The sequence below is a fragment of the Thiohalophilus thiocyanatoxydans genome, from assembly GCF_004366735.1.
In the GTDB taxonomy this organism is placed as follows: Bacteria; Pseudomonadota; Gammaproteobacteria; order UBA6429; family Thiohalophilaceae; genus Thiohalophilus; species Thiohalophilus thiocyanatoxydans.
On the sequence record NZ_SOQX01000001.1, the window covers coordinates 47,915 to 68,958 of the forward strand.

Genomic DNA, 21,044 nt, shown 5'->3' on the forward strand with positions numbered 1-21,044 from the left:
CGTGGCATCCGGCGCCGGCCCTGCGCGCGACCGGCATGCCCGAAGGCGAAAAGCAGCAGCAAGGCGGAGCCGGTGAGCGATGCAGTCGGCCACCGTAATGGACACCTGTAAACGTCGTTTCGTTACGACCCTGCTAAACATGCCGGATTAGCGTGAGCCGGTTCCGGGTGACACCACACCGTTTTTTGGCTCGAAATGTACGCCGGTTTGATCTTCGTCAATGCCCGCCCGATCCGCTTCGCTATGCTTGGAGAAGACCTGTCAGCCACCCAAACCCGACCCGCGAGGCGTCCCATGTCCCGTCCACAACACCGTCCGGATCCCCTGGCCAGCCCCTTCAGTCTGGATAATGAGGATCGCTATCTGCGCTGGCGCGAGCAAAAACTTCTGGACTATCCCGAGACGCTGGGTGATCTGCTGGTGGAAATCAACGATCCCCGCACCCTCAGCGAGAGCGAACACACCGCCCTGTTACAGCTTTGTCGCAAGGCCAATATGGCGCTCTATTTCAGCAAAACCGGCACCGATCCCGATCCGGAGATCCCCCTGTCGCTGGGTCGCCGCTTTGGCCTGCACGAACTGAACCACAACTGGCTGGCCGACGAGAGTGGCCTGACCTCCCTGACCGTCCGCGACGAAGGGGTCCGCCAGAATTACATTCCCTACACCAACCGGGCGATCAACTGGCACACCGACGGCTACTACAACGCCCCCAACCGGCAGATCCGCGCCCTGAATCTGCACGTGGTACAACAGGCCGCCACCGGCGGCCACAACGCCCTGCTGGATCACGAGCTCGCCTACATTCTGCTGCGCGACAAAAACCCGGAGTATATCCGGGCGCTGATGAACCCCCGGATCATGACCATTCCCGCCCGGATCGACGAAGGCGGCACGGTGGCCCGTCCGGCGGTCGCCGGGCCCGTCTTCAGCATCCTGCCCTCGGGCGATCTGCACATGCGCTACACCATCCGGGTCAACAACGTGATGTGGGCCGACGATCCGCTGAGCCGCGACGCGCTGGCCTATCTCGAGGAGGTCCTCCACAGCGACTCACCCTATATCTTCCGGGGCCGACTTGAATCGGGAATGGGGCTGATCAGCAATAACGTCCTGCATGACCGCGCCGCGTTCACCGACGATGCCGCCCACAAGCGCCACTATTACCGCGCCCGGTATTTCGATCGCCTGGCCGGCACGTCCATCGCAGACACCTATACGCTGTAACGACAATACCGCCAGCCCGGACAGGTTGCGTTATCGCTGCGCCTGCCAGGGCCAGCGGCCGGTCAGTTCGAGTTCCAGGGTAAAGCTCAGGAAGGTTCGCACCAGCACCACCACGGCCAGCACGCCCACGGAATAGAATGTCAGATCGACCGCGACGGTATGGATAATATCCGCCGCGATCAGAAACTCCAGTCCGAGCAAAATGCCGCTACCCACCCGCTGGCGCAGTTCCTGGAAGATCGGTTCACGTTCCGTTTCCTTAAACAGGCGACGCAGGGCCTGAACCAGGGCGTAGATCGCCACCAGGGTAATGATCGCGATCCCCAGCGCCTCGATCAGCAACACGCTCCACTCGGCAATCAACCTGATCGCATCGGACATAATCCACGCTCCTTCACCCTGCTTCGCCAACCCAATTACTTACCGGGCATTGATTAAAAACCGGATTGATTCAGTGTGACACAGACCCCGGATTTGTCATTCGGTATATAAAGTTACCTGGAAGCCGCCCGCCTGACCTAACACTCGGTCAGACTGACCGCCAGGCCGCCCAGGGCGGTCTCCTTGTATTTGTGCGACATCTCCAGTCCGGTCTGTTTCATGGCCGCGATGCAGTTGTCCAGCGGCATAAAGTGTGTGCCGCTTTCGCGAATCGCCAGCGAGGCCGCCGCGTGAGCCTTGATCGCCCCGAAGGCATTGCGCTCGATGCACGGCACCTGCACCAGCCCGTTGACCGGATCACAGGTCATGCCCAGGTGATGTTCCAGGGCGATCTCCGCCGCGTTTTCGATCTGTTGCGCCGTGCCGCCGCGCAGCGCGCACAACCCGGCTGCCGCCATGGCGGCAGCCGAACCGACCTCGCCCTGACAACCGACCTCGGCCCCGGATATGGAACTGCGATGCTTGATAATCCCGCCGATCGCCCCGGCGCTCAGCAGATAGTCCCGGATCGCCGGGGCGTCTGCCCCGTCGTGCACCACTCGATCATAGAGCACAGCGGGAATCACCCCGGCCGCGCCGTTGGTCGGCGCGGTGACCACCATGTGCCCGGCGGCGTTTTCCTCGTTCACCGCGATAGCGTAGGCCGACAGCCAGTCGTTCAGGCTCGCATTGTGCGGTTCGGCTTCAAGTTGTCGGTACAGATGTCGGGCCCGCCGGCGGATATTCAAACCACCGGGCAAGTGCCCCTCGGCTGCCAGCCCTGTTTCGACACAGGTGCGCATCGCCTGCCAGATCGCATCCAGCCCGGCATCAAGCGCTTCGTCGCTCAGATAGACCCGTTCATTGGCCCGTTTCATCTGCGCGATCGACAGCCCGCTCTGCGCGGCCATGGCCAGCATCGAGCGCGCGGAATCAAACGGGTAGGGGCAGTCGGAAGCCGACGCCATTTTCAGCGGCGCTTCCAGGTCGCTGATCTCGGCCAGCGTACTGACAAACCCGCCGCCGATGGAAAAACAGGTTTCGGACACCAGCACCTTGTCTTGCGGGTCCCGCAACTCGAAGATCATCCCGTTAGGGTGTTCGGGCAGCGGTTCGCCCTGATCGAAAACAATATCCGTCGCGGGTGAAAAGCGGATCACGGGCAAATCTTTCGACTCGATCGACGCCTGTTGCCAGAGCTCACTCACCAGGCGGTCCACATCCTGTGAAGCCAGTTCTCTGGGCGCATAACCGTGCAGACCCAGCGTCACCGCCCGATCCGTACCGTGGCCCTTGCCGGTATAGGCCAGCGATCCTTTCAGGATGCAGCGAACAGAGAGGCCGTTGGAATCACCCGTCCCCGCGGAATAATCCTTTACCTTGCTCAGGAAACCCTTTGCCGCCACCATCGGACCCATCGTATGGGAGCTGGAAGGGCCGATGCCGATCTTGAACAGATCCAGGACGCTGATAAACATTGACGCTCTCCGACCTGTCAGGAATCGACAGGCTGATCGATGGTTTCGCTGACTCCGTATAAAAAACCGGAGCCGCTTGCAGCTTAAACCTTAGTGCGCTTCGTCCCAGTTGTCACCGATACCCACATCCACTTCCAGCGGCACCGACAGCTCGGCACCCCTGACCATGTTGTCGCGGATAACTTTTGTGGCTTCGTCGACGGCGTCCTCCCTGACCTCAAAGACCAGTTCGTCGTGGACCTGCATGATCATCCAGATCGGCAGTTGCTCTTTTTCGATCACCGCATCCAGGGTGATCATGGCGCGCTTGATGATGTCGGCGGCGGTGCCCTGCATGGGGGCGTTGATGGCGGTGCGCTCGGCGTACTGGCGGCGGGTGTGGTTGCTGGTGTTGATCTCGGGCAGATAGAGCCGGCGGCCATAGACGGTTTCGACGTAGCCCTGTTCGCGGGCCTTCTCGCGAATATCGTCCATGTACTGTTTAACGCCGGGATAGCGCGCAAAGTAGAGGTTCACGTATTCCTGCGCCTGACCACGATCGATACCGAGCTGACGGCCCAGGCCGAAGGCCGACATGCCGTAGATCAATCCGAAGTTGATCGCCTTGGCCGAGCGGCGCTGTTCACTGTTCACCTTGTCCAGCTCGACGCCGAACACCTCGGCGGCGGTGGCGCGGTGGATGTCTTCACCATTCTTGAAGGCGTCGAGCAGACCTTTATCGCCGGACAGGTGTGCCATGATGCGCAGCTCGATCTGCGAGTAGTCGGCGGCCAGCATGCGATAGCCTTTCTCCGGCACAAACGCCTTGCGAATGCGCCGGCCTTCCTCGCTGCGCACCGGGATGTTCTGCAGGTTGGGCTCGGTCGAGGAGAGGCGGCCGGTGGCGGCCACCGCCTGTTGATAGGAGGTATGCACCCGCCCGCTGTCGGGATGGATCATCTCCGGCAGCTTGTCGGTGTAGGTGGATTTGAGTTTGCTCAGGCCGCGCCATTCGAGCACCCGCTGCGGTAGCTCGTAGCCCTGATCGGCCAGCTCCTGCAGCACCGACTCGGCGGTGGAAGGCTGGCCCTTGGCGGTCTTGCTCACCACCGGCAGGCCCTGCTTTTCGAACAGGATCGCCTGCAGCTGTTTGGGTGAGCCGAGGTTAAACGGCTCGCCGGCCGACTCGTGCGCGGCCTGCTCCAGCTCCTTGAGCCGTTTGCTCAATTGCTTGCTCTGTTTGTTGAGCATCGCCACATCCAGCTTCACGCCGCGGCGTTCCATGCGCGAGAGCACCGGCATCAGCGGCATCTCGATCTCTTTGAAGACTTTGGCCAGCGCGGGAATGGCCTCGAGTTTGGGCCACAGGGTCCGGTGCAGGCGCAGGGTGACATCCGCATCCTCGGCGGCATACTCGCTGGCCGACTCAATATCCACCTGATCGAAGCTCACCTGTTTGGCGCCCTTGCCGGCGACATCCTCGTAGTGGATGGTCTTGTGCCCCAGGTACTTGAGTGCCAGGGTGTCCATGTCGTGGCGGCTGGCGGTGCTCTCCAGCACATAGGATTCGAGCATGCTGTCGAAGGCCACGCCGTCCAGCGCAATGGCATAGCGGCCCAGCACGTTCATGTCGTATTTGATGTGCTGGCCGAGCTTGGGATAGCGGGGGTCCTCGAGCAGCGGCTTTAACTGTTCGAGGACGTTGTCGCGATCCAGCTGTTGCGGCGCGCCGGAGTAGTTGTGCGCCACCGGCAGATAGGCGGCCTCGCCCGGTTTTATAGCAAACGAGCAGCCGACGATCGCCGCCTCCATGTAATTGAGACTGGTGGTTTCCAGATCGAAGGCGAACAGCTCGGCCGCCCTGAGCCGTTTAAGCCAGCCCTCGAAAGCGTTTTGATCCAGGATGGTTTCGTAGGCCGGTTTGTCGCCACCCTCAGCCTGGCCGTTGTCGTCGCCGGCCTCCGCCTGCTCGCCCAGCAGATCGCTGAGCCAGCTTTTGAATTCATAACGCTGATAAAACTCGCGCAACGCCGCGTTGTCCGGTTCGCCGCGATTGAGGGTCTCGGGCGTGACATCGAGATCCACATCGCACTTGATGGTGACCAGTTCGCGGGAGAGCGGCAACTGATCCAGCGAGTCGCGCAGGTACTCGCCCACCTTGCCCTTGAACTGCTCGGCGTTTTCCATGATCGCCTCCAGCGAGCCGTATTCCTGCAACCATTTGACCGCGGTCTTGGGGCCGACCTTGGGCACGCCGGGGACGTTGTCCACCGTGTCGCCGATCAACGCCAGGTAGTCGATGATCTGCTCCGGGCCGACGCCGAACTTCTGTTTGACCCCCTCCACATCACTGAGCGAACCGGACATGGTATTGATCAGGGTGACATGCGCATCCACCAGCTGGGCCATATCCTTGTCGCCGGTGGAGATGATGGTCTCGATCCCCTGCGCCTCGGCCTGGCGGGCCAGGGTGCCGATCACATCATCGGCTTCCACGCCGGGCACGCAGAGCAGCGGCAATCCCATGGCCTGGATGATCTGGTGGATGGGTTCGATCTGCTCGGCTAGGTCATCGGGCATGGGCGGGCGGTTGGCCTTGTACTCGGCGTAGAGATCGTCGCGAAAGGTCTTACCCTTGGCGTCGAAGACCACGGCGATATGCTCGGGCTGGTAGTCCTTGAGCAGGCGGCGGATCATGTTGATCACCCCGTAGATGGCGCCGGTCGCCTCGCCGCTGGAGTTGGTCAGCTTGGGCATCGCGTGATAGGCGCGAAACAGATAGGATGAACCATCGACCAGGATAAAAGGTTTGTTTTGCTTGTCAGACATGCGTAGTGGTTAACTCTTACGTGAGAATAGTGGCCGAATCTGTCGAACTCGCTCCACAGGATGCATTATACTTGGCCGGCCGCGATATTGCGGTCACTCGCCGCCGACAATAAGACAGGACCGGATCGATCATAATGGACGATAAGCACAAACACCCCGGGATGCTGCCGGTCAACGATACCATGTTGACCCGCGAATCCTGGAAGATTTTCCAGATAATGGCGGAATTTGTCGAAGGTTTCGAACGCCTGGCGCAGATCCGCCCCTCGGTGAGTATCTTCGGCTCGGCCCGGACTCACTCCGATCACCCCTATTACCAGAAAACCGTCGAGATCGCCCGGACCCTGTCCAACGCCGGATTCTCGGTGGTCAGCGGCGGCGGGCCCGGTATCATGGAGGCGGCCAACAAGGGCGCCTACGAGGGCAAGTCGCCCAGTATCGGGCTCAACATCCAGCTGCCCCACGAGCAGGGGGGCAATCCCTATCAGGATATCTCGCTCTCCTTTCGCCACTTCTTCTCGCGCAAAGTGATGTTCGTCAAATATGCCGCCGCCTATGTGGTCCTGCCCGGCGGTTTCGGGACCCTGGACGAGCTGGCCGAGATCCTGACCCTGGTACAGACCAAAAAGTCGCGCCGCATCCCGATTATCCTGGTTCATGCCCCGTTCTGGACCGGCCTGCTAGACTGGTTTCGCACCACCCTGGTGGACGAAGGCACCATCGATGCCAGGGATCTCGATCTGATCCAGATACTGGACGAGCCCGAGGCGATTCTGGATGCTATCTTTAAACATTATGAATACAGCGGCTTCGAGCCCTCGGCCGAAGAAGCCGAGATCATGCTCGACCTGTAAGGCGGTTAACCGATGAACCCACGCACTGTTTTATTCCTTATACTGAGCCTGTCGCTGGCCGCCGGGTCCCTGCACGCCGCCGCCGACGCCCCGCCACCGCCGCCCCCCCTGCCGGAGGAGCTGGAGGATTATGAGGATGTTCCCCAACCGGAAGTGACGATTATTCGCCGCGAAGATCGCGTGATCGAAGAAGTGCGTATCCACGGCCAGCTGCGTTATGTGAAGGTGACGCCGGACCAGGGACCGCCCTACTACTTTATCGACACCGATGGCGATGGCGATCTGGAAACCCGGAAACATGAACTGGATCCCCCCACCATTAACCAATGGATCCTTAAACGCTGGTAACAGGGCGACCCTTTACACTAACGAGTCTGGCTGAATCCTGATATGTCGGTTTATACAAAGGTCGAGCACGACGAGCTTGAAACATTCCTGCGCCATTACTCACTGGGACAACTGGTGGAGTATCGCGGGATCAGTGCCGGTATCGAAAACACCAATTATTTCGTCACCACCACACAAGGCCGGTATGTCCTGACCCTGTTCGAGGCGCTGTCGATAGACGAGCTGCCCTATTTCCTCGACCTGATGGCCTACCTGGCCGAACACGGGGTTCCCAGTGCCCATCCCGAGGCGGACGATCAGGGCCACTATCTGCGTACCCTCAACGGCAAACCGGCCGCGCTGGTCGTCCGTCTGGAAGGCAAGAGTGTGGATAATCCCAACCAGGCGCAATGCGCCGCGCTGGGCCGGGCGCTCGGTCATCTGCATGTCGTCGGTCAGTCCTTTACCGGCTACCGGGAAAACCAGCGCGGCCCCCACTGGTGGGTGGAAACCGCCGAGCAGGTGCTGCCCCGGCTCGATGGCGAGGACGCCGAACTGCTGGACAACGAGATCGCCTATCAAAAGCAACACCGCCACGACAGGCTGCCGCGCGGCGTAATCCACGCCGATCTGTTCCGCGACAACGCCCTGTTCACCGGTAACAAGCTGACCGGCATCATCGACTTCTATTACGCCTGTAACGATGTGCTGCTCTACGACGTGGCCGTGACCGTGAACGACTGGTGCTGCGACGAAAACGGCCACTTCGATGCGCCTCGCCTTGAAGCCTTCCTCGAAGCTTATCGTCAGGAGCGGGAGTTTACCGACGCCGAACAGGAAGCCTGGCCGGTGATGCTGCGCGCCGCCGCGCTGCGCTTCTGGCTCTCGCGGCTCTACGACATGCACTTCCCCCGCGCCGGGGAGATCACCCACACCAAGGATCCCCGGGTGTTTCGGCGTATTCTGGCGCGGCGTATCGCCTCCCGGGACTCGCTGTCGCTCGCTCACCCCGCCGGGAGGGACGACGGAGGGACGAGGGACGAGGCTTATTGAGCCTCGGTACACCCCCTGCCTCGGCCCTCGTAACTCGTCCCCCGGCCCTGTTCTTTACTTGTGGATAACTTTGTGGACGAAATGGCGGGATTTTTCCGGTCCGTTGCATTTTTCGGCATGGGCGGGCTCCCCATATATTAGCAGAAACTGTTTTTATATAAATAACAATAGCTTACATTAGTTTTATACGTTTTTCCTCAGGTGCTCGAATATTTTCACAAATGTGTCATGCACTTAGCCAACTGTGTATAACTCGCCTCAGGGGAAACCCTGAGGGCGTCAGCCAATCCCTTGCGCAATACCCTTGCAGCAGGCAGGATCACCGCCCCGAACAGAGCGGATAACCGCCAATTTCATGGACAAAATCAGCCATTTTCTCGAGAGTCTCAGCGAATGGAGCGGCCGCGCCGTAGCCTGGTTGACGCTGCTGATGGTGCTGATCACCTTTGCCGTGGTCGTCCTGCGCTACGGCTTCGACACCGGCTGGATCGCCATGCAGGAAGCGATCACTTACCTGCATGCCGCGGTCTTCATGCTGGGCGCCGGCTACACCCTGCGTCACGAGGGGCATGTGCGGGTGGATATTTTCTACCACCGCCTGGGCCCGCGCGGTAAAGCCATTGTGGATCTGCTGGGTACCCTGCTGTTGCTGTGGCCCATGTGCCTGTTCATCGCCTATGTCAGCTGGGAGTATGTCGCGGTCAGCTGGGAGCGGCTGGAAACCTCCAATGAACCCGGCGGGCTCCCTTTCGTCTACCTGCTCAAGAGCCTGCTGTTGCTGATGCCCCTGCTGTTATCCCTGCAGGGCCTGGCCCGCTTCCTGCAAAGCCTGCAGGTCCTGCGCGGGCGCGGCCCGGCGACGCCGGCGGACGATCCCCCCGAGGTGCTCTGAGATGGCCGAGCTGATGCCGCTACTGATGTTCCTGTGCGTCGGACTGGTCCTGCTCAGCGGCTATCCGGTGGCCTTTTCGCTGGGCGGGACGGCACTGGCCTTTGCCCTGCTCGGCCATCTGACCGGCAGCTTCGACGATGCCTTTTTGAACGCGGTGCCCAACCGGCTGTACGGCATTATGACCAACGGGACCCTGATCGCGGTACCGCTGTTTGTCTTTATGGGCGTGATGCTGGAACGTTCCAGGGTGGCCGATCAGCTGCTGGACACCATGTCCCTGCTGTTTGGTTCGTTACGCGGCGGGCTGGGGATCTCGGTTATTCTGGTCGGCATGCTGCTGGCGGCCAGCACCGGGATCGTCGGTGCCACGGTGGTCACCATGGGGCTGCTCTCCCTGCCCACCATGCTGCGCCGCGGCTACGACCCGGGCCTGGCCGGCGGCGCCATCTGCGCCTCGGGGACGCTCGGGCAGATCATCCCGCCCTCGATCATTCTGGTCCTGCTGGGCGATGTGATCGCCTCGGCCTATCAGGAGGCACAGCTCGACATGGGGCTGTTTGCCCCCGAGACCGTCTCGGTCGGGGATCTGTTCGCCGGCGCGTTGATACCCGGACTGCTGCTGGTCGGGCTGTATATTCTCTATTTGCTGGGTGTCGCCTGGCTGCAACCGGAGAAGGTCCCGGCCATGCCCCGGGCTGAACGTCAGATCAGTAACCGGGAACTGGCCGGCCGGGTCATCAAGGTCCTGATTCCGCCGCTGTTGCTGATCATCGCGGTACTCGGCTCCATCATGGCCGGTGCCGCCACTCCCACCGAAGCCGCCTCCGTGGGTGCCATCGGTGCCATGCTCCTGGCGCTGTTACAGCGCCAGTTTAACCCGGGCAAACTGCGCGAGGTGATGCGGACCACCACCCAGGTCACCAGCATGGTCTTTCTGATCTTCATCGGCGCCTCGCTCTTCTCGCTGGTGTTTCGCGGCTTCGGCGGCGACGAGGCAGTGCGGGATATTCTCACCAGCCTCCCCGGCGGGGTGCTCGGCGCCATGCTGGTGGTCATGCTGGTGATGTTCCTGCTTGGCTTCATTCTCGACTTTATCGAGATCACTTTCGTGGTGGTGCCGATCGTCGCCCCCATCCTGCTAATGATGGGCCTCGACCCGGTCTGGCTCGGGGTCATGATCGCCATCAACCTGCAGACCTCGTTTTTAACCCCGCCCTTCGGCTTTGCCCTGTTCTACCTGCGCGGCGTCGCCCCCGAGGGCATGAGCACCGGCCAGCTCTATCGCGGGGTCATGCCCTTCATCGCCATCCAGCTGTTCGCCCTCGCTCTGCTCGCCCTCTGGCCCGGCCTGGCCACCTGGCTGCCCGGTGTCATCTACGGCCCCTGATCCTCTTTTACCGCCTTCTGGGAAATAACGCGGAGGACGCAGAGGCGCAAAGACGCGGAGAATATAATGACTAAGGTCAGCCGCGTATCCTGGCAATATTCATCATGCGTTTATTCGTTCATTAACCCCTCTGCGACTCCGAGGCTCTGCGTCCTCCGCGTTTTAATCCGTTACCCCAAACAGGGCTTAATCTCTTGCTCGATGCTGCTGTGTGTAAATGATGGCAGAAAAAATCAAGAAGCCGCGTAGGTCACATTGGCGATAGCCTATGTGACATCACTTTAAGTCGAGCAGGTCTCATCTTTTTACAGGGTCTCTGGGAAGTAACGCGGAGGACCGGTGACGCAGAGGCGCGGAGAAAACAACAATTATATCGCAGTATACTTTTTAACACCTCTGCGACTCCGCGCCTCCGCGTCCTCCGCGTTTTAATCCGTTACCCCAAACAGAGCTTAAACCCTTGCTCGATGACGCCGCTGTGTGTAAAAGGGAATCATGGTAGATAAGATCAAAAAGTCGGATGAAGAGTGGCGGGAACTGCTGACCGAGGAGCAGTTTCAGATCACTCGCCGCCACGGCACCGAGCGGCCGTTCAGCGGGGCGTATTGCGACAGCAAGGCACCGGGGACCTATGTCTGCATCTGCTGCGGGCAGCCGCTGTTTCATTCCAGAGAGAAATTCGACTCGGGCACCGGCTGGCCCAGTTACTGGCAACCGATCAGCGGGGAGGCCATCGAAATCACCGAAGACAGCAGCCACGGCATGACCCGCACCGAAGTGCATTGCAGTCGCTGCGACGCCCACCTCGGCCACGTCTTCCCCGACGGCCCGCCCCCCACCGGCCTGCGCTACTGCATCAACTCCGTGGCCCTTCGGGCCGTGCCGAGTGACGAGTAACGAGGGACGAGTTTTAATTTATCCCCTCCCCCTGACCCCCTCGGCTCGGGCATCCTGCTTCGCTCTACCGAGTCCATCCATAGACTCGTCCCAAAGGGAGGGGGAACAAAATCTTTGCGACTAACAAGATCATTCCCTCCCCTTGAAGGGGAGGGTAAGGGAGGGGTGATACAAATCAGTTCATACAAAATCACCTCGTTCCTAGTCCCTCGTACCTCGTCCCTGCCCGAAGGGCTGGCGTCTTTGCGTTCTCTGCGTTAAAAGCTTTTCCTACATCTCTCGCGCGGCCATGTAAGTCTGCTCGGAGATGCGATGCCATTCCATCGCCTGGTCCCGGAATTTTTTGAACGACTCGTAGACTTTCTTGCTCATCTTGTCTTTTTCGGCCACTTCGGCGACGACCTCGTCGGAGAGGTTGCGCAGTTTTTTCAGTACATCGTCCGGATAGCGGCGCAGATCGACATTGTGTTTTTCCACCAGGGTCTTGAGTGCCGTGTTGTTGCGTGCGGTGTATTCGGACAGCATGTCCAGATTGACCGCCTTGCAGGCGCTAAGCACGATACTCTGCAGATCCGCGGGCAGCTCCTCGAAAGCTTCCTTGTTGATCATCGCTTCCAGGGTGGTGCCCGGTTCGTGCCAGCCGGGGTAGTAATAGTATTTGGCGATCTTGTGCAGACCGAAGGCCAGATCGTTGTAGGGTCCGACCCACTCGGTGGCGTCGATGTTGCCGGACTGCAGCGAGGTGTACAGCTCGCCGCCGGGCAGATTCACCGGGGTCCCGCCGGCGCGCTTCAACACCTCGCCGCCGAGACCGGGGATGCGCATTTTCAGCCCTTCAAGATCATCCAGCGAGTTGATCTCCTTGTTGAACCAGCCGCCCATCTGCACGCCGGTGTTGCCGGCCGCGGCCGGAACCAGGTTGAACTGGGCATAGACTTCTTCCCATAGTGCCATGCCGCCGCCGTAATAGAGCCAGCCATTCATCTCCTGACCGGTCAGGCCGAACGGCACGGCGGAGAAAAACTGCGCCGCCTCGCTCTTGCCTTTCCAGTAATAGGCGGCGCCGTGGCCCATCTGCGCGGTACCGCGCGACACGGCATCGAAGACTTCCAGGGCCGGCACCAGTTCGCCCGCGCCGTAAACCTTGACCTCGATACGGCCGTTGCTCATCTGATTGATCAGCTCGGCAAGGTTGTTGGCCCCGGTACCCAGACCGGGAAAATTCTTCGGCCAGGTGGTCACCATTTTCCATTTGAATTTGGTCTTCTCTTTGGCAGAGGCCGTTCCGATCCCCGTCAGCAGGCTGCCGGCCGCCAGGGAGCCGGCCCCGGTGGATTTGAGAAAGTCGCGTCGTTTCATTACTCCGTCCCCATCTGGTTTTGGTTCAAGACTGTTTTCTGTTGCGAAATCATAACTTCACTCACTTCGTTCCAGCAGATTGTTAACAAAGCGGGCTAACCGAATCGGCGACAATCTTGGCTGGTATCCCGGATTTTATTCTGTCATTATTGAACAGATAGCTCAGACCCCGTTTCGGCAAACTCCTAACAATAATGCGGGTGCCATGGAAGAACAAGCTCTGAGGCGCATTCATCAACGGCTGCTTGTCGTCATCACCGCCAGTTTTGCGCTCACCCCAATTATCGGCTATTCGACCGCCTGGTTTTTTACCATGGTCCAGGCGGATCAGCTGATCTCCGCGCGGGCCACGCTGCTGCTGAGCGTGACCACGCTGGTGCTGCCGCTAGCACTCTGTTTTTATTTCCACCGCTACTTTCGGCCGCTGCGGGAGTGGCAGCTTCGCCAGCACGAACACGCCATACTGCCCGAATCGCTGGATCAGCAACTGAAGAACTTCAGCGATCATTACTGGCTGTTTTTCCTGCTTTACGCCCTGCTGGCGCCGACCCTGCAACACTGGCTGGGACTCTATCCCGCGGAACAATCCGCGTTCGCCAGCCTCAGTCAGTTTATCCTGCTGCAGCTGGTAATTGCCATCCTGGTCGGGATGCCGGGCTATCTTTACGCGTTGGCGCTCATCGGGCGACTGGTGGAACACAGTGGTTTCCAGCAGGTGCATGTCCGCCTGCAGACCAGAATGTTGTTGATGGGGGGATACATCCCCCTGCTTACCGGCACCATCCTGCTGAAATATTACTGGTGGCGGACCCAGTATCTGACCGGCGAGGTGATTCTGATCTGGGCCGCGCTCGGGCTGTTCGCCTTTGCCCTGACCATTCTCTCGATTCGCAGTCTCAAACAATCCCTGCAGCCCGTTCAGGATCTGATCAGCGGCAGCGGCGCGACCAATTACGATGATATGGCGCGACGCCTGCGCCCCCGCTCCACCGACGAAACCGGCTATATCATCCAGATGCTGGGCCGGCTGTTCCGGCGCCTGGGTGACCAGGAGAGCCATGTTCACGCAATTGTCGATCACGCCGCCGAGGGCATTATCGTGGTCAATGATCAGCATACAATCGAAACCTTTAATCCGGCCGCGGAAAAACTCTTTGGTTTTAATTCACAGGAGATCCGCGGCAAGCCCCTGGACTGGCTGTTGCCGGATTTTATTCTCCCCCGGGACGAGGCCACCCTGCCCTGTGAAGAACTGGAGGTGGAAGGCCGGCATCGCCACGGCCATGCGATTCCCATGTCGATACGTATCAGCCTGATGCATAACGATGGGCAGCTGTATTACACCTGCCTGCTTGCCGATATCTCGGCACGCAAAGCCGCCGAACAGATGCGGCTGGATGCCGAAACCCGCTATCGCAATCTGGTCGAAACTGCCCACGACCTGGTCTGGACCATGGACCTGGAAGGACGCTGGACCTATCTTAATGATGCGGTCAGCCGTATTTACGGTTACCAGGCCAGCGAGATGTTATTTCGGCACTACCATGAATTCCAGGCACCCGAATCAGAACAACGGGACAAGATGGCCCTGGCACGTATTATGGAAGGTCAGGAGTTGCTCCACCATGAAACCGTGCATCTGGACAAGGACGGCCAGCGCCGTTACATCAGTTTCAACGCCAAACCCCAATGGAGTGAAGAGGGCGAAGTGGTCAGTATTATGGGGACGGCCCGGGACATCTCGGCGCAAAAAGCCTTTGAGCAGGAACTCGCCTATCAGGCCCAGCACGACATGCTGACCGGCCTCTATAACCGTAATTACTTTCAGCGCGAACTGGAACGCACACTTGGCCGGATCTATCGCAGTAGTGCCAGTTGCGCCCTGCTCTATCTGGATCTGGACCAGTTCAAATATATCAACGACACCCTGGGACATGCCGCCGGCGATCGACTGTTACTCGAATGCAGCGAGATGCTGCAGGAACATACCCGTGAAGCGGATCTGCTCGCCCGCTTTGGCGGTGACGAGTTCACCCTGCTACTGGATGACGTGGATCCCCCAACGGCTGCAGGCGTGGCGGAAAACATCCGGTTGTTATTCGAAAACTACCGCTTCATGGATGCCGGTAAAACCTTCAATATCACCGGCAGTATCGGGATTGCCATGTTAACGCATCACTCACTCTCGGGTGACGAGGTGCTCTCGCATGCCGATCTGGCCTGCAACATCGCCAAATCCCACGGACGCAATTGTCTGCATCTCTATGACCCCGGCGACAAACAGCGTGACGGCATGGCCGAAGACATGGGCTGGGCCAGCCGGGTACGTGACGCGTTTGAAAATAATCACTTCAAACTGGCTTTCCAGCCTATTGTGGATATTCAAAGCGGTTTGAGTGAGGACTATGAGGTGTTATTGCGCATGTCACTGGAGGATGGTGAAGTCATTCTGCCGGGCGGTTTCTTGCCGGCCGCCGAACGCTTCGGGCTGATCAATCAGGTGGATCGCTGGACCGTGCGCTGCGCCATGGAATATCTGGCCAAACTGCACCAGAAAAACAACGGTATTCATTTTGCCATCAACCTTTCGGGGCGCGCCTTTGAAGACCGTGAGCTGTTGCCGTTGATCAACAGCCTGCTGCGGGAAACCGGACTGCGTCCCGGGGCGCTCACCTTCGAAATTACCGAGTCAGCGGCCATCTCCAACCTGGGCGAGGCGACCCGCTTCATCTATCAGCTCAAGGATATCGGCTGTCAATTCGCCCTGGATGATTTTGGCACCGGTTTTTCCTCGTTTGCTTATCTGAAACATCTGCCGGTGGACAAACTCAAGATCGACGGCTCCTTCGTCAAGGGGTTGGCCGGTTCAGAGATCGATCAGGCGATGGTCCGATCCATGAACCAGATCGCCCATGCCCTGGGCAAACAGACTATTGCCGAATTTGTCGAGGACAAGACGACCCTGGCCTTACTGAGTGAGTTCGGCGTCGATTATGCCCAGGGCCATTATCTGGGCAAGCCGCGTACCAGCATTCCGCGGCAGGCAATCCTTAGCGCCTGAAAGACAACCCGTTCAACAGGTCATCAGGTTGGCGTACTCCACCATCAGCCACTTGCTGCCTTCGGACTCGAAGTTAATCTGTACCCGGGCGTGACGGCCCTCGCCTTCATAGTTGAGCACCACCCCTTCACCGAAGGTGTCGTGACAGACCCGTTGCCCGAGTGCAAAGCCCGATTCGTTGAGCGAAAGTCCGCCCCCGCCCGATGCCAGGCCGGCAGTCGGGGTGACCACGCCGGTGAGACGTTGCTCCTCGATCAGCTCGGGCGGGATCTCCTTGAGAAAGCGCGACGGCCTGGCGTAATGCTCCTCGCCGTAGAGTCGGCGCTTTTCGGCGTAGCTCAGGGTCAGCTGCTCCATGGCCCGGGTCATCCCCACATAACAGAGGCGCCGCTCCTCTTCGAGCCGGACCGGGTCTTCCGCCGAGAGCCGATGAGGAAACAGCCCCTCTTCCATCCCGCACATGAAGACCTGCTTGAACTCCAGCCCCTTGGCCGAGTGCAGGGTCATCAACTGTACGCAGTCATCCCACTCGTCGGCCTGGCGTTCGCCCGCCTCGAGCGCGGCATGGGACAAAAAGGCCGACAGGGGATCCGGTTCGGGTTCGTCGTCCTCGATCTGCTCCGGCTCGAAGGCGCGTCCGGCACTGACCAGCTCCTCGAGGTTTTCGATGCGCGCCTGGCCGCGCTCGCCCTTCTCTTTTTCGTAATGGGCGATCAGACCGCTGGCCTGTATCACCTGTTCGATCTGCTCGTGCAGCTCCAGCTCGCGGATATCCGTGCCCAGTTTCTCGATCAACCGGGCAAAGTTCTGCAACGCCCCCAGGGCGCGGGCAGCCAGCTGCTTGTGTTCGATCACATGCTGCATGGCCTGCCACATGGAACTGCCGCTGTGACGGGCCTCGTCGCGCACGGCGGCCACGGTACGATTGCCGATACCGCGGGTCGGCACGTTGATAATGCGCTCCAGCGAGGCGTCATCCCCGTGGTTGACCGCCAGACGCAGATAGGCCAGCGCATCCTTGATCTCCTGGCGTTCGAAAAAGCGCAGCCCGCCGTAAACCCGGTAGGGAATGCGCGCCTGGAACAACGCCTCTTCCAGCACCCGCGACTGGGCATTGGAGCGATACAGTAACGCGCACTCGCTGCGCGCGCCGCCCTGCTCGATCCACTCCTGGATCTGCTCGATCACATAACGCGCCTCCTCCTGTTCGTTGAACGCGCCGTACAGCCGGATCAGTTCGCCTTCCTGGCCGGCGGTCCACAGATGCTTGCCCAGGCGATCCGTGTTATTGGCGATCAGGGCGTTGGCACCGTTGAGAATGGTCGAGGTGGAACGGTAATTCTGTTCCAGGCGAAACGTGCTGGTCTGAGCAAAGTCCTGGGCGAACTGATGAATATTTTCCACCCGGGCACCGCGCCAGCCATAGATTGACTGATCATCGTCGCCGACGGCGAAGACCTGGCCGCTCTGTCCGGCCAGCAATCGCACGAAGGCATACTGGATGGTATTGGTGTCCTGAAACTCGTCCACCAGAATGTGGCGAAAACGCTGCTGATAATGGCCCAGAATGTCGGGATGTTTGAGCCACAGCTCGTGGGCCCGCAGCAACAGCTCGGCAAAATCGACCAGCCCGGCGCGCCGGCAGGCGGCTTCGTAATTTTCATAAATGGCGATCATGTGGCGCTGGCGGGGATCGCCGTGATGTTCGAGATGTTGCGGACGCAGGCCTTCGTCCTTGCGCGCGTTGATAAACCATTGCGCCTCGCGCGGCGACCAGTGCTCCTCGTCCAGGCCCATCTCCCGCACCACCCGCTTCACGGCGCGGAACTGATCCTCGCTGTCCATGATCTGGAAGGTTTGCGGCAGATCGACATCCTTCCAGTGCGCGCGCAACAGGCGATGGGCAATGCCGTGAAAGGTGCCGACCCATAACCCGGCCGCCGGGATCCCGAGTAGTTGCTCGATCCGGCTGCGCATCTCGCCGGCCGCCTTGTTGGTAAAGGTGACCGCGAGGATGCCGTAAGGCGAGACATTTTCGGCCTGCAGCAACCAGGCGATGCGATGCACCAGTACCCGGGTCTTGCCGCTGCCGGCGCCGGCCAGCACCCGGACATTACCGGCCGGGGCACACACCGCCTGGCGCTGGGCATCATTAAGGGGATCGAGAATCTGGGAGATATCCATGGACCCAGTTTACCAAACTGGCTCCCGCTACGGGGTATCCGTCCCGGCAAAGTTTCCCTCTTCCCGCTTTTTCAACCATACTTGGTGGAGTGTTACTGGCCAATAACCCCGTTCATCCCGGCCCATGACCCGACAATCCGGCTAACAATGCATAACAAACCGAACAACATTCAGGGCCGTCTCGCGCAGCTGCAACGGAAATACGCCCGCCAGCTACCGGCGAAGATCGCGGCGATCCAGCGTGACTGGCAGGCGCTGGGGGAGAACATGACGCCCGACGGCCTGGAGCAGCTAATGCGTCAATGCCACACGCTGGCCGGCACCGGGACCAGCTACGGCTTTGCCCGGGTGACCGAACATTGCCGGGCGATCGAACAGCTGCTGCGGGCCGTGATCGAGCAGGAGCAGTCGCTGGATGCCACGCTGTCGCAACAGATCGACCACCACCTGCGGCAACTGACAGAACAGGCCGAGCAGGCCGCCGACGAAATCAGGGACTAGGGACTAGGTGCGCTATCCAGTACGTTGGGCAGTTGTTTGGTAAGGCTTTGCTTCTCCTTGACCTTCTCTTCGGTCAAGACAAATCCCAGCAACCGCTCATCGGTACCGACAAACAGGGCTCGCAGGCCACTGTCATCACTCTCGATTTGCCATTGACCGTCGCCCGCCGCTTTGGGCGGTGGCGAGATGACCAGCGGAAAGTCCGGGGTTTTAACCACCACCGGCATGGGCGGATACACCAGATCGGTCGGCTCGCTGGCCAGGGTTTTGGCCAGCGCCCGCGCGGCGTTCATGATCGGCATCACATACGGCAACCACAAACCGTCCACCTCGGCACAATCGCCCAGAGCATAGATATCCGGGGCGCTGGTGGCCAGCCGGCGATCCACTTCTATCCCACGATTGACCTTTAATCCCGCGGCCTGGGCCAGTTCAATATTGGGCACCAGCCCGGCGGCGGACAGAACAAAATCGCTCTGCAGTTCGGTGGCGTCGGAGAGGGTCAGTTTCAGTCCCCCATCCTGCCGATCGATTCGATCCACCGTGCGCGCCAGATACCACTCAAAACCTTTCTCCGCCAGTACCTTTTGCATACGCTGGCCGATCGCTTCGGGCAACAACAGACTCAACGGATAGGAATCCGGCCCGACCACCTGTACCTGGTGGCCGCTGCGCAACAGATCATTGGCGAATTCACACCCCACCAGCCCCGGACCGATCACCGTGATCTGCTGCTTGCCCTCCAGCTGCTGACGGAACGTGCGATAGGCAGTGAGATCGTTGACACTGATCACCTGATCGGCGGCCTCCCCCTGCAAAGGCAACTGTCGCGGCGCGGCACCAAGCCCCAGTACCAGCTGGCCGTACTTCACCTCACCCTGGCTGCTTACAAGCTGATGTGCCTGCGAGTCGATTGACGTAATATCAGTCTCCAGCCAGATATCGGCCGCCAGCTCCTCGCGCATTTTCTCGACCGGTTTCATCACCAGCTGATCGGGTGTCTTGTTACCCGCCAGCGCATTGGAGAGCATCGGTTTGGAATAAAACACCCCGTCATCCCGGCTGATGATCAACAGCCGCGCCGTCGTATCCAGCTTGCGGAATTCCCGGGCCAGGGTGTAGCCGGCCAGGCCGCTGCCAATGATTACCAGGTCGTATTCAGATTGTGGCATCGATTCGATTTCCGGATTATGTTGAAAGAGTGTCGAACTCGCGTCCTGTCACTTGATAATAACCATGATGTCAATTCCAAGACGACTCTACAATATGTTCTTCTGTCTTGCCGTTTCGGTACTGTCGTCCATAAGTCGTAGGTCAGGTTGCGCGATAGCGCTACCTGACACCCCATTCGAGCGGTGTCACGCAGGCTATCGCCAGCGTGACCTACGCACTAGCACCTAGTACCTGCCCGAAGGGCCGGCGCCTCTGCGTTAATGCTCTTGTCTATGCCAGCCAATCCTGCGGTTGCAGGTAGTGGTTGTAGAGTTCGGCTTCGGGCGTTCCCGGCTCGGGCTGCCAGTTGTAGCGCCATTGGGTCAGCGGCGGCAGGGACATAAGGATCGATTCGGTGCGTCCGCCGGTCTGCAGGCCGAACAGGGTGCCGCGATCGTAGACCAGGTTGAATTCCACATAGCGCCCGCGGCGATACAGCTGGAAGTCCCGTTCGCGCTCGCCGTACTCGTGATCCTTGCGTTGGGTCACAATCGGACGATAGGCCGGAATAAAATGATCGCCGACGCTCTGCATGAACGCGAAGCTCTTGTCGAAGCCCCATTCATTCAGATCATCGAAAAACAGCCCCCCGACGCCGCGGGTCTCGTCACGGTGTTTGATATAGAAATAGTCGTCACACCATTTTTTATAGCGGGCATAGACCTCCTCGCCGAACGGATCACAGGCCTGTTTTGCTACGCTATGCCAGTGAATGACATCCTCGCGAAACGGATAGAACGGCGTCAGATCGAACCCGCCGCCGAACCACCAGACCGGATCGGCGCCCTCTTTTTCGGCAACAAAGAACCGCACATTGGCGTGCGAGGTGGGCACATAGGGATTGCGCGGATGAATGACCAGCGACACCCCCATGGCCTGAAAACTGCGTCCGGCCAGTTCGGGACGGTGCGCGGTGGCCGACGCCGGCAGACCGGGGCCGTATACGTGCGAGAAGTTGATGCCCGCTTTTTCGAACACCTTGCCTTCTTCCAGTACGCGGGATCGGCCGCCACCGCCTTCCTCACGTTCCCAGCTGTCCTCGACAAACCCGTCGCCGCCATCCTCCTCGGCCAGGGCATGACAGATTTCATCCTGCAGATTCAGCAGATAGGTTTTGACCGCTTCGGGATTGACTTCACTCATGACTATTTCAACTCTGATTTTTTATTTTGAATCATTCTGCTTAATGCACTGATCCGCATAACACACAAATTACCGCGAATATAAAAATAAAAATTTGCGTTTATTAGCGTTCATTTGCGGACTAAAATTTCATACGGCCCCATTATTCCGAGCCACAAGGTCAGGTCGTGGGCAGCGCTGCCTGACCTTCCATATATCGGACTACTTTTTACCACGAAGACACGAAGTCTCGAAGTAGATT

At 59.6% G+C, this 21,044-nt stretch carries 16 protein-coding genes; 9 read left to right on the forward strand and 7 right to left on the reverse strand.

Annotated elements, in window-relative coordinates:
- Positions 1–294: 294 nt before the first annotated feature.
- Complete coding sequence (locus EDC23_RS00215; RefSeq protein WP_134080265.1) at positions 295–1,227, forward strand: TauD/TfdA family dioxygenase; 933 nt, start codon at positions 295–297, stop codon at positions 1,225–1,227.
- Positions 1,228–1,257: 30 nt separating this feature from the next.
- Here the strand turns inward: EDC23_RS00215 and EDC23_RS00220 are convergent, their stop codons facing one another.
- The 3 genes from EDC23_RS00220 to polA form a co-directional block, all read right to left on the reverse strand.
- Positions 1,258–1,608 carry a DUF1622 domain-containing protein gene (locus tag EDC23_RS00220; protein ID WP_134080266.1) on the reverse strand — a complete coding sequence of 117 codons (351 nt, stop codon included), beginning with the start codon at positions 1,606–1,608 and terminating at the stop codon, positions 1,258–1,260.
- Between the two features lie 137 nt (positions 1,609–1,745).
- Positions 1,746–3,125 carry an L-serine ammonia-lyase gene (locus EDC23_RS00225; protein WP_134080267.1) on the reverse strand — a complete coding sequence of 460 codons (1,380 nt, stop codon included), beginning with the start codon at positions 3,123–3,125 and terminating at the stop codon, positions 1,746–1,748.
- A gap of 90 nt (positions 3,126–3,215) precedes the next feature.
- The gene (polA, locus tag EDC23_RS00230) at positions 3,216–5,933 is read right to left on the reverse strand and encodes a DNA polymerase I (RefSeq protein ID WP_134080268.1); all 2,718 of its coding nucleotides are present in this window, start codon (positions 5,931–5,933) and stop codon (positions 3,216–3,218) included.
- A 134-nt stretch (positions 5,934–6,067) separates the two neighbouring features.
- Here polA and EDC23_RS00235 point away from each other — a divergent pair, with 134 nt between their 5' ends.
- The 6 genes from EDC23_RS00235 to msrB all read left to right on the forward strand — a co-directional run bounded on the left by EDC23_RS00235 (position 6,068) and on the right by msrB (position 11,343).
- Positions 6,068–6,787, forward strand: a complete 720-nt coding sequence (locus tag EDC23_RS00235; protein ID WP_134080269.1) for an LOG family protein — start codon at positions 6,068–6,070, stop codon at positions 6,785–6,787.
- 12 nt (positions 6,788–6,799) lie between these two features.
- Positions 6,800–7,135, forward strand: a complete 336-nt coding sequence (locus EDC23_RS00240; RefSeq protein ID WP_134080270.1) for a DUF2782 domain-containing protein — start codon at positions 6,800–6,802, stop codon at positions 7,133–7,135.
- Positions 7,136–7,177: 42 nt separating this feature from the next.
- Positions 7,178–8,167 (forward strand): homoserine kinase, encoded by a 990-nt coding sequence (locus EDC23_RS00245; RefSeq protein WP_134080271.1) that lies wholly within the window; start codon positions 7,178–7,180, stop codon positions 8,165–8,167.
- A gap of 355 nt (positions 8,168–8,522) precedes the next feature.
- Positions 8,523–9,059 carry a TRAP transporter small permease subunit gene (locus tag EDC23_RS00250; protein ID WP_134080272.1) on the forward strand — a complete coding sequence of 179 codons (537 nt, stop codon included), beginning with the start codon at positions 8,523–8,525 and terminating at the stop codon, positions 9,057–9,059.
- A gap of 1 nt (position 9,060) precedes the next feature.
- Positions 9,061–10,446 (forward strand): TRAP transporter large permease, encoded by a 1,386-nt coding sequence (locus tag EDC23_RS00255; RefSeq protein WP_134080273.1) that lies wholly within the window; start codon positions 9,061–9,063, stop codon positions 10,444–10,446.
- 495 nt (positions 10,447–10,941) lie between these two features.
- Positions 10,942–11,343: a peptide-methionine (R)-S-oxide reductase MsrB gene (gene msrB / locus EDC23_RS00260; RefSeq protein ID WP_134080274.1), complete on the forward strand. Its 402-nt coding sequence runs from the start codon at positions 10,942–10,944 to the stop codon at positions 11,341–11,343.
- A 270-nt stretch (positions 11,344–11,613) separates the two neighbouring features.
- Here msrB and EDC23_RS00265 read toward each other — a convergent pair whose 3' ends face one another.
- Entirely contained in the window at positions 11,614–12,702 is a 1,089-nt protein-coding gene (locus EDC23_RS00265; protein WP_134080275.1) for a TRAP transporter substrate-binding protein, read from the reverse strand.
- A gap of 205 nt (positions 12,703–12,907) precedes the next feature.
- Between EDC23_RS00265 and EDC23_RS00270 the strand changes: the two genes are divergently transcribed.
- Positions 12,908–15,763 (forward strand): EAL domain-containing protein, encoded by a 2,856-nt coding sequence (locus EDC23_RS00270; RefSeq protein WP_134080276.1) that lies wholly within the window; start codon positions 12,908–12,910, stop codon positions 15,761–15,763.
- A gap of 12 nt (positions 15,764–15,775) precedes the next feature.
- Here the strand turns inward: EDC23_RS00270 and uvrD are convergent, their stop codons facing one another.
- On the reverse strand, positions 15,776–17,947 hold the full coding sequence (gene uvrD, locus EDC23_RS00275; protein ID WP_134080277.1) for a DNA helicase II: 2,172 nt from the start codon (positions 17,945–17,947) through the stop codon (positions 15,776–15,778).
- Between the two features lie 147 nt (positions 17,948–18,094).
- Here uvrD and EDC23_RS00280 point away from each other — a divergent pair, with 147 nt between their 5' ends.
- A complete protein-coding gene (locus tag EDC23_RS00280; RefSeq protein ID WP_134080278.1) occupies positions 18,095–18,448 on the forward strand; it encodes an Hpt domain-containing protein in 354 nt (117 codons plus the stop codon).
- Here the strand turns inward: EDC23_RS00280 and EDC23_RS00285 are convergent.
- Together EDC23_RS00285 and hemF are read right to left on the reverse strand one after the other, a co-directional pair.
- Positions 18,445–19,620, reverse strand: coding sequence for an NAD(P)/FAD-dependent oxidoreductase (locus EDC23_RS00285; protein WP_134080279.1), 1,176 nt, complete (start codon positions 19,618–19,620; stop codon positions 18,445–18,447). The two genes, EDC23_RS00280 and EDC23_RS00285, sit on opposite strands and share 4 nt — an antisense overlap.
- A 271-nt stretch (positions 19,621–19,891) precedes the next feature.
- On the reverse strand, positions 19,892–20,803 hold the full coding sequence (hemF, locus tag EDC23_RS00290; protein WP_134080280.1) for an oxygen-dependent coproporphyrinogen oxidase: 912 nt from the start codon (positions 20,801–20,803) through the stop codon (positions 19,892–19,894).
- Positions 20,804–21,044 lie beyond the last annotated feature (241 nt).

What these genes read in the sequence shown, in the direction of transcription:
- EDC23_RS00215 (WP_134080265.1), top strand. Translation starts at nt 295, where the DNA reads ATGTCCCGTCCACAACACCGTCCGGATCCCCTGGCCAGCCCCTTCAGT.
- EDC23_RS00220 (WP_134080266.1), bottom strand. Translation starts at nt 1,608, where the DNA reads ATGTCCGATGCGATCAGGTTGATTGCCGAGTGGAGCGTGTTGCTGATC.
- EDC23_RS00225 (WP_134080267.1), bottom strand. Translation starts at nt 3,125, where the DNA reads ATGTTTATCAGCGTCCTGGATCTGTTCAAGATCGGCATCGGCCCTTCC.
- polA (WP_134080268.1), bottom strand. Translation starts at nt 5,933, where the DNA reads ATGTCTGACAAGCAAAACAAACCTTTTATCCTGGTCGATGGTTCATCC.
- EDC23_RS00235 (WP_134080269.1), top strand. Translation starts at nt 6,068, where the DNA reads ATGGACGATAAGCACAAACACCCCGGGATGCTGCCGGTCAACGATACC.
- EDC23_RS00240 (WP_134080270.1), top strand. Translation starts at nt 6,800, where the DNA reads ATGAACCCACGCACTGTTTTATTCCTTATACTGAGCCTGTCGCTGGCC.
- EDC23_RS00245 (WP_134080271.1), top strand. Translation starts at nt 7,178, where the DNA reads ATGTCGGTTTATACAAAGGTCGAGCACGACGAGCTTGAAACATTCCTG.
- EDC23_RS00250 (WP_134080272.1), top strand. Translation starts at nt 8,523, where the DNA reads ATGGACAAAATCAGCCATTTTCTCGAGAGTCTCAGCGAATGGAGCGGC.
- EDC23_RS00255 (WP_134080273.1), top strand. Translation starts at nt 9,061, where the DNA reads ATGGCCGAGCTGATGCCGCTACTGATGTTCCTGTGCGTCGGACTGGTC.
- msrB (WP_134080274.1), top strand. Translation starts at nt 10,942, where the DNA reads ATGGTAGATAAGATCAAAAAGTCGGATGAAGAGTGGCGGGAACTGCTG.
- EDC23_RS00265 (WP_134080275.1), bottom strand. Translation starts at nt 12,702, where the DNA reads ATGAAACGACGCGACTTTCTCAAATCCACCGGGGCCGGCTCCCTGGCG.
- EDC23_RS00270 (WP_134080276.1), top strand. Translation starts at nt 12,908, where the DNA reads ATGGAAGAACAAGCTCTGAGGCGCATTCATCAACGGCTGCTTGTCGTC.
- uvrD (WP_134080277.1), bottom strand. Translation starts at nt 17,947, where the DNA reads ATGGATATCTCCCAGATTCTCGATCCCCTTAATGATGCCCAGCGCCAG.
- EDC23_RS00280 (WP_134080278.1), top strand. Translation starts at nt 18,095, where the DNA reads ATGCATAACAAACCGAACAACATTCAGGGCCGTCTCGCGCAGCTGCAA.
- EDC23_RS00285 (WP_134080279.1), bottom strand. Translation starts at nt 19,620, where the DNA reads ATGCCACAATCTGAATACGACCTGGTAATCATTGGCAGCGGCCTGGCC.
- hemF (WP_134080280.1), bottom strand. Translation starts at nt 20,803, where the DNA reads ATGAGTGAAGTCAATCCCGAAGCGGTCAAAACCTATCTGCTGAATCTG.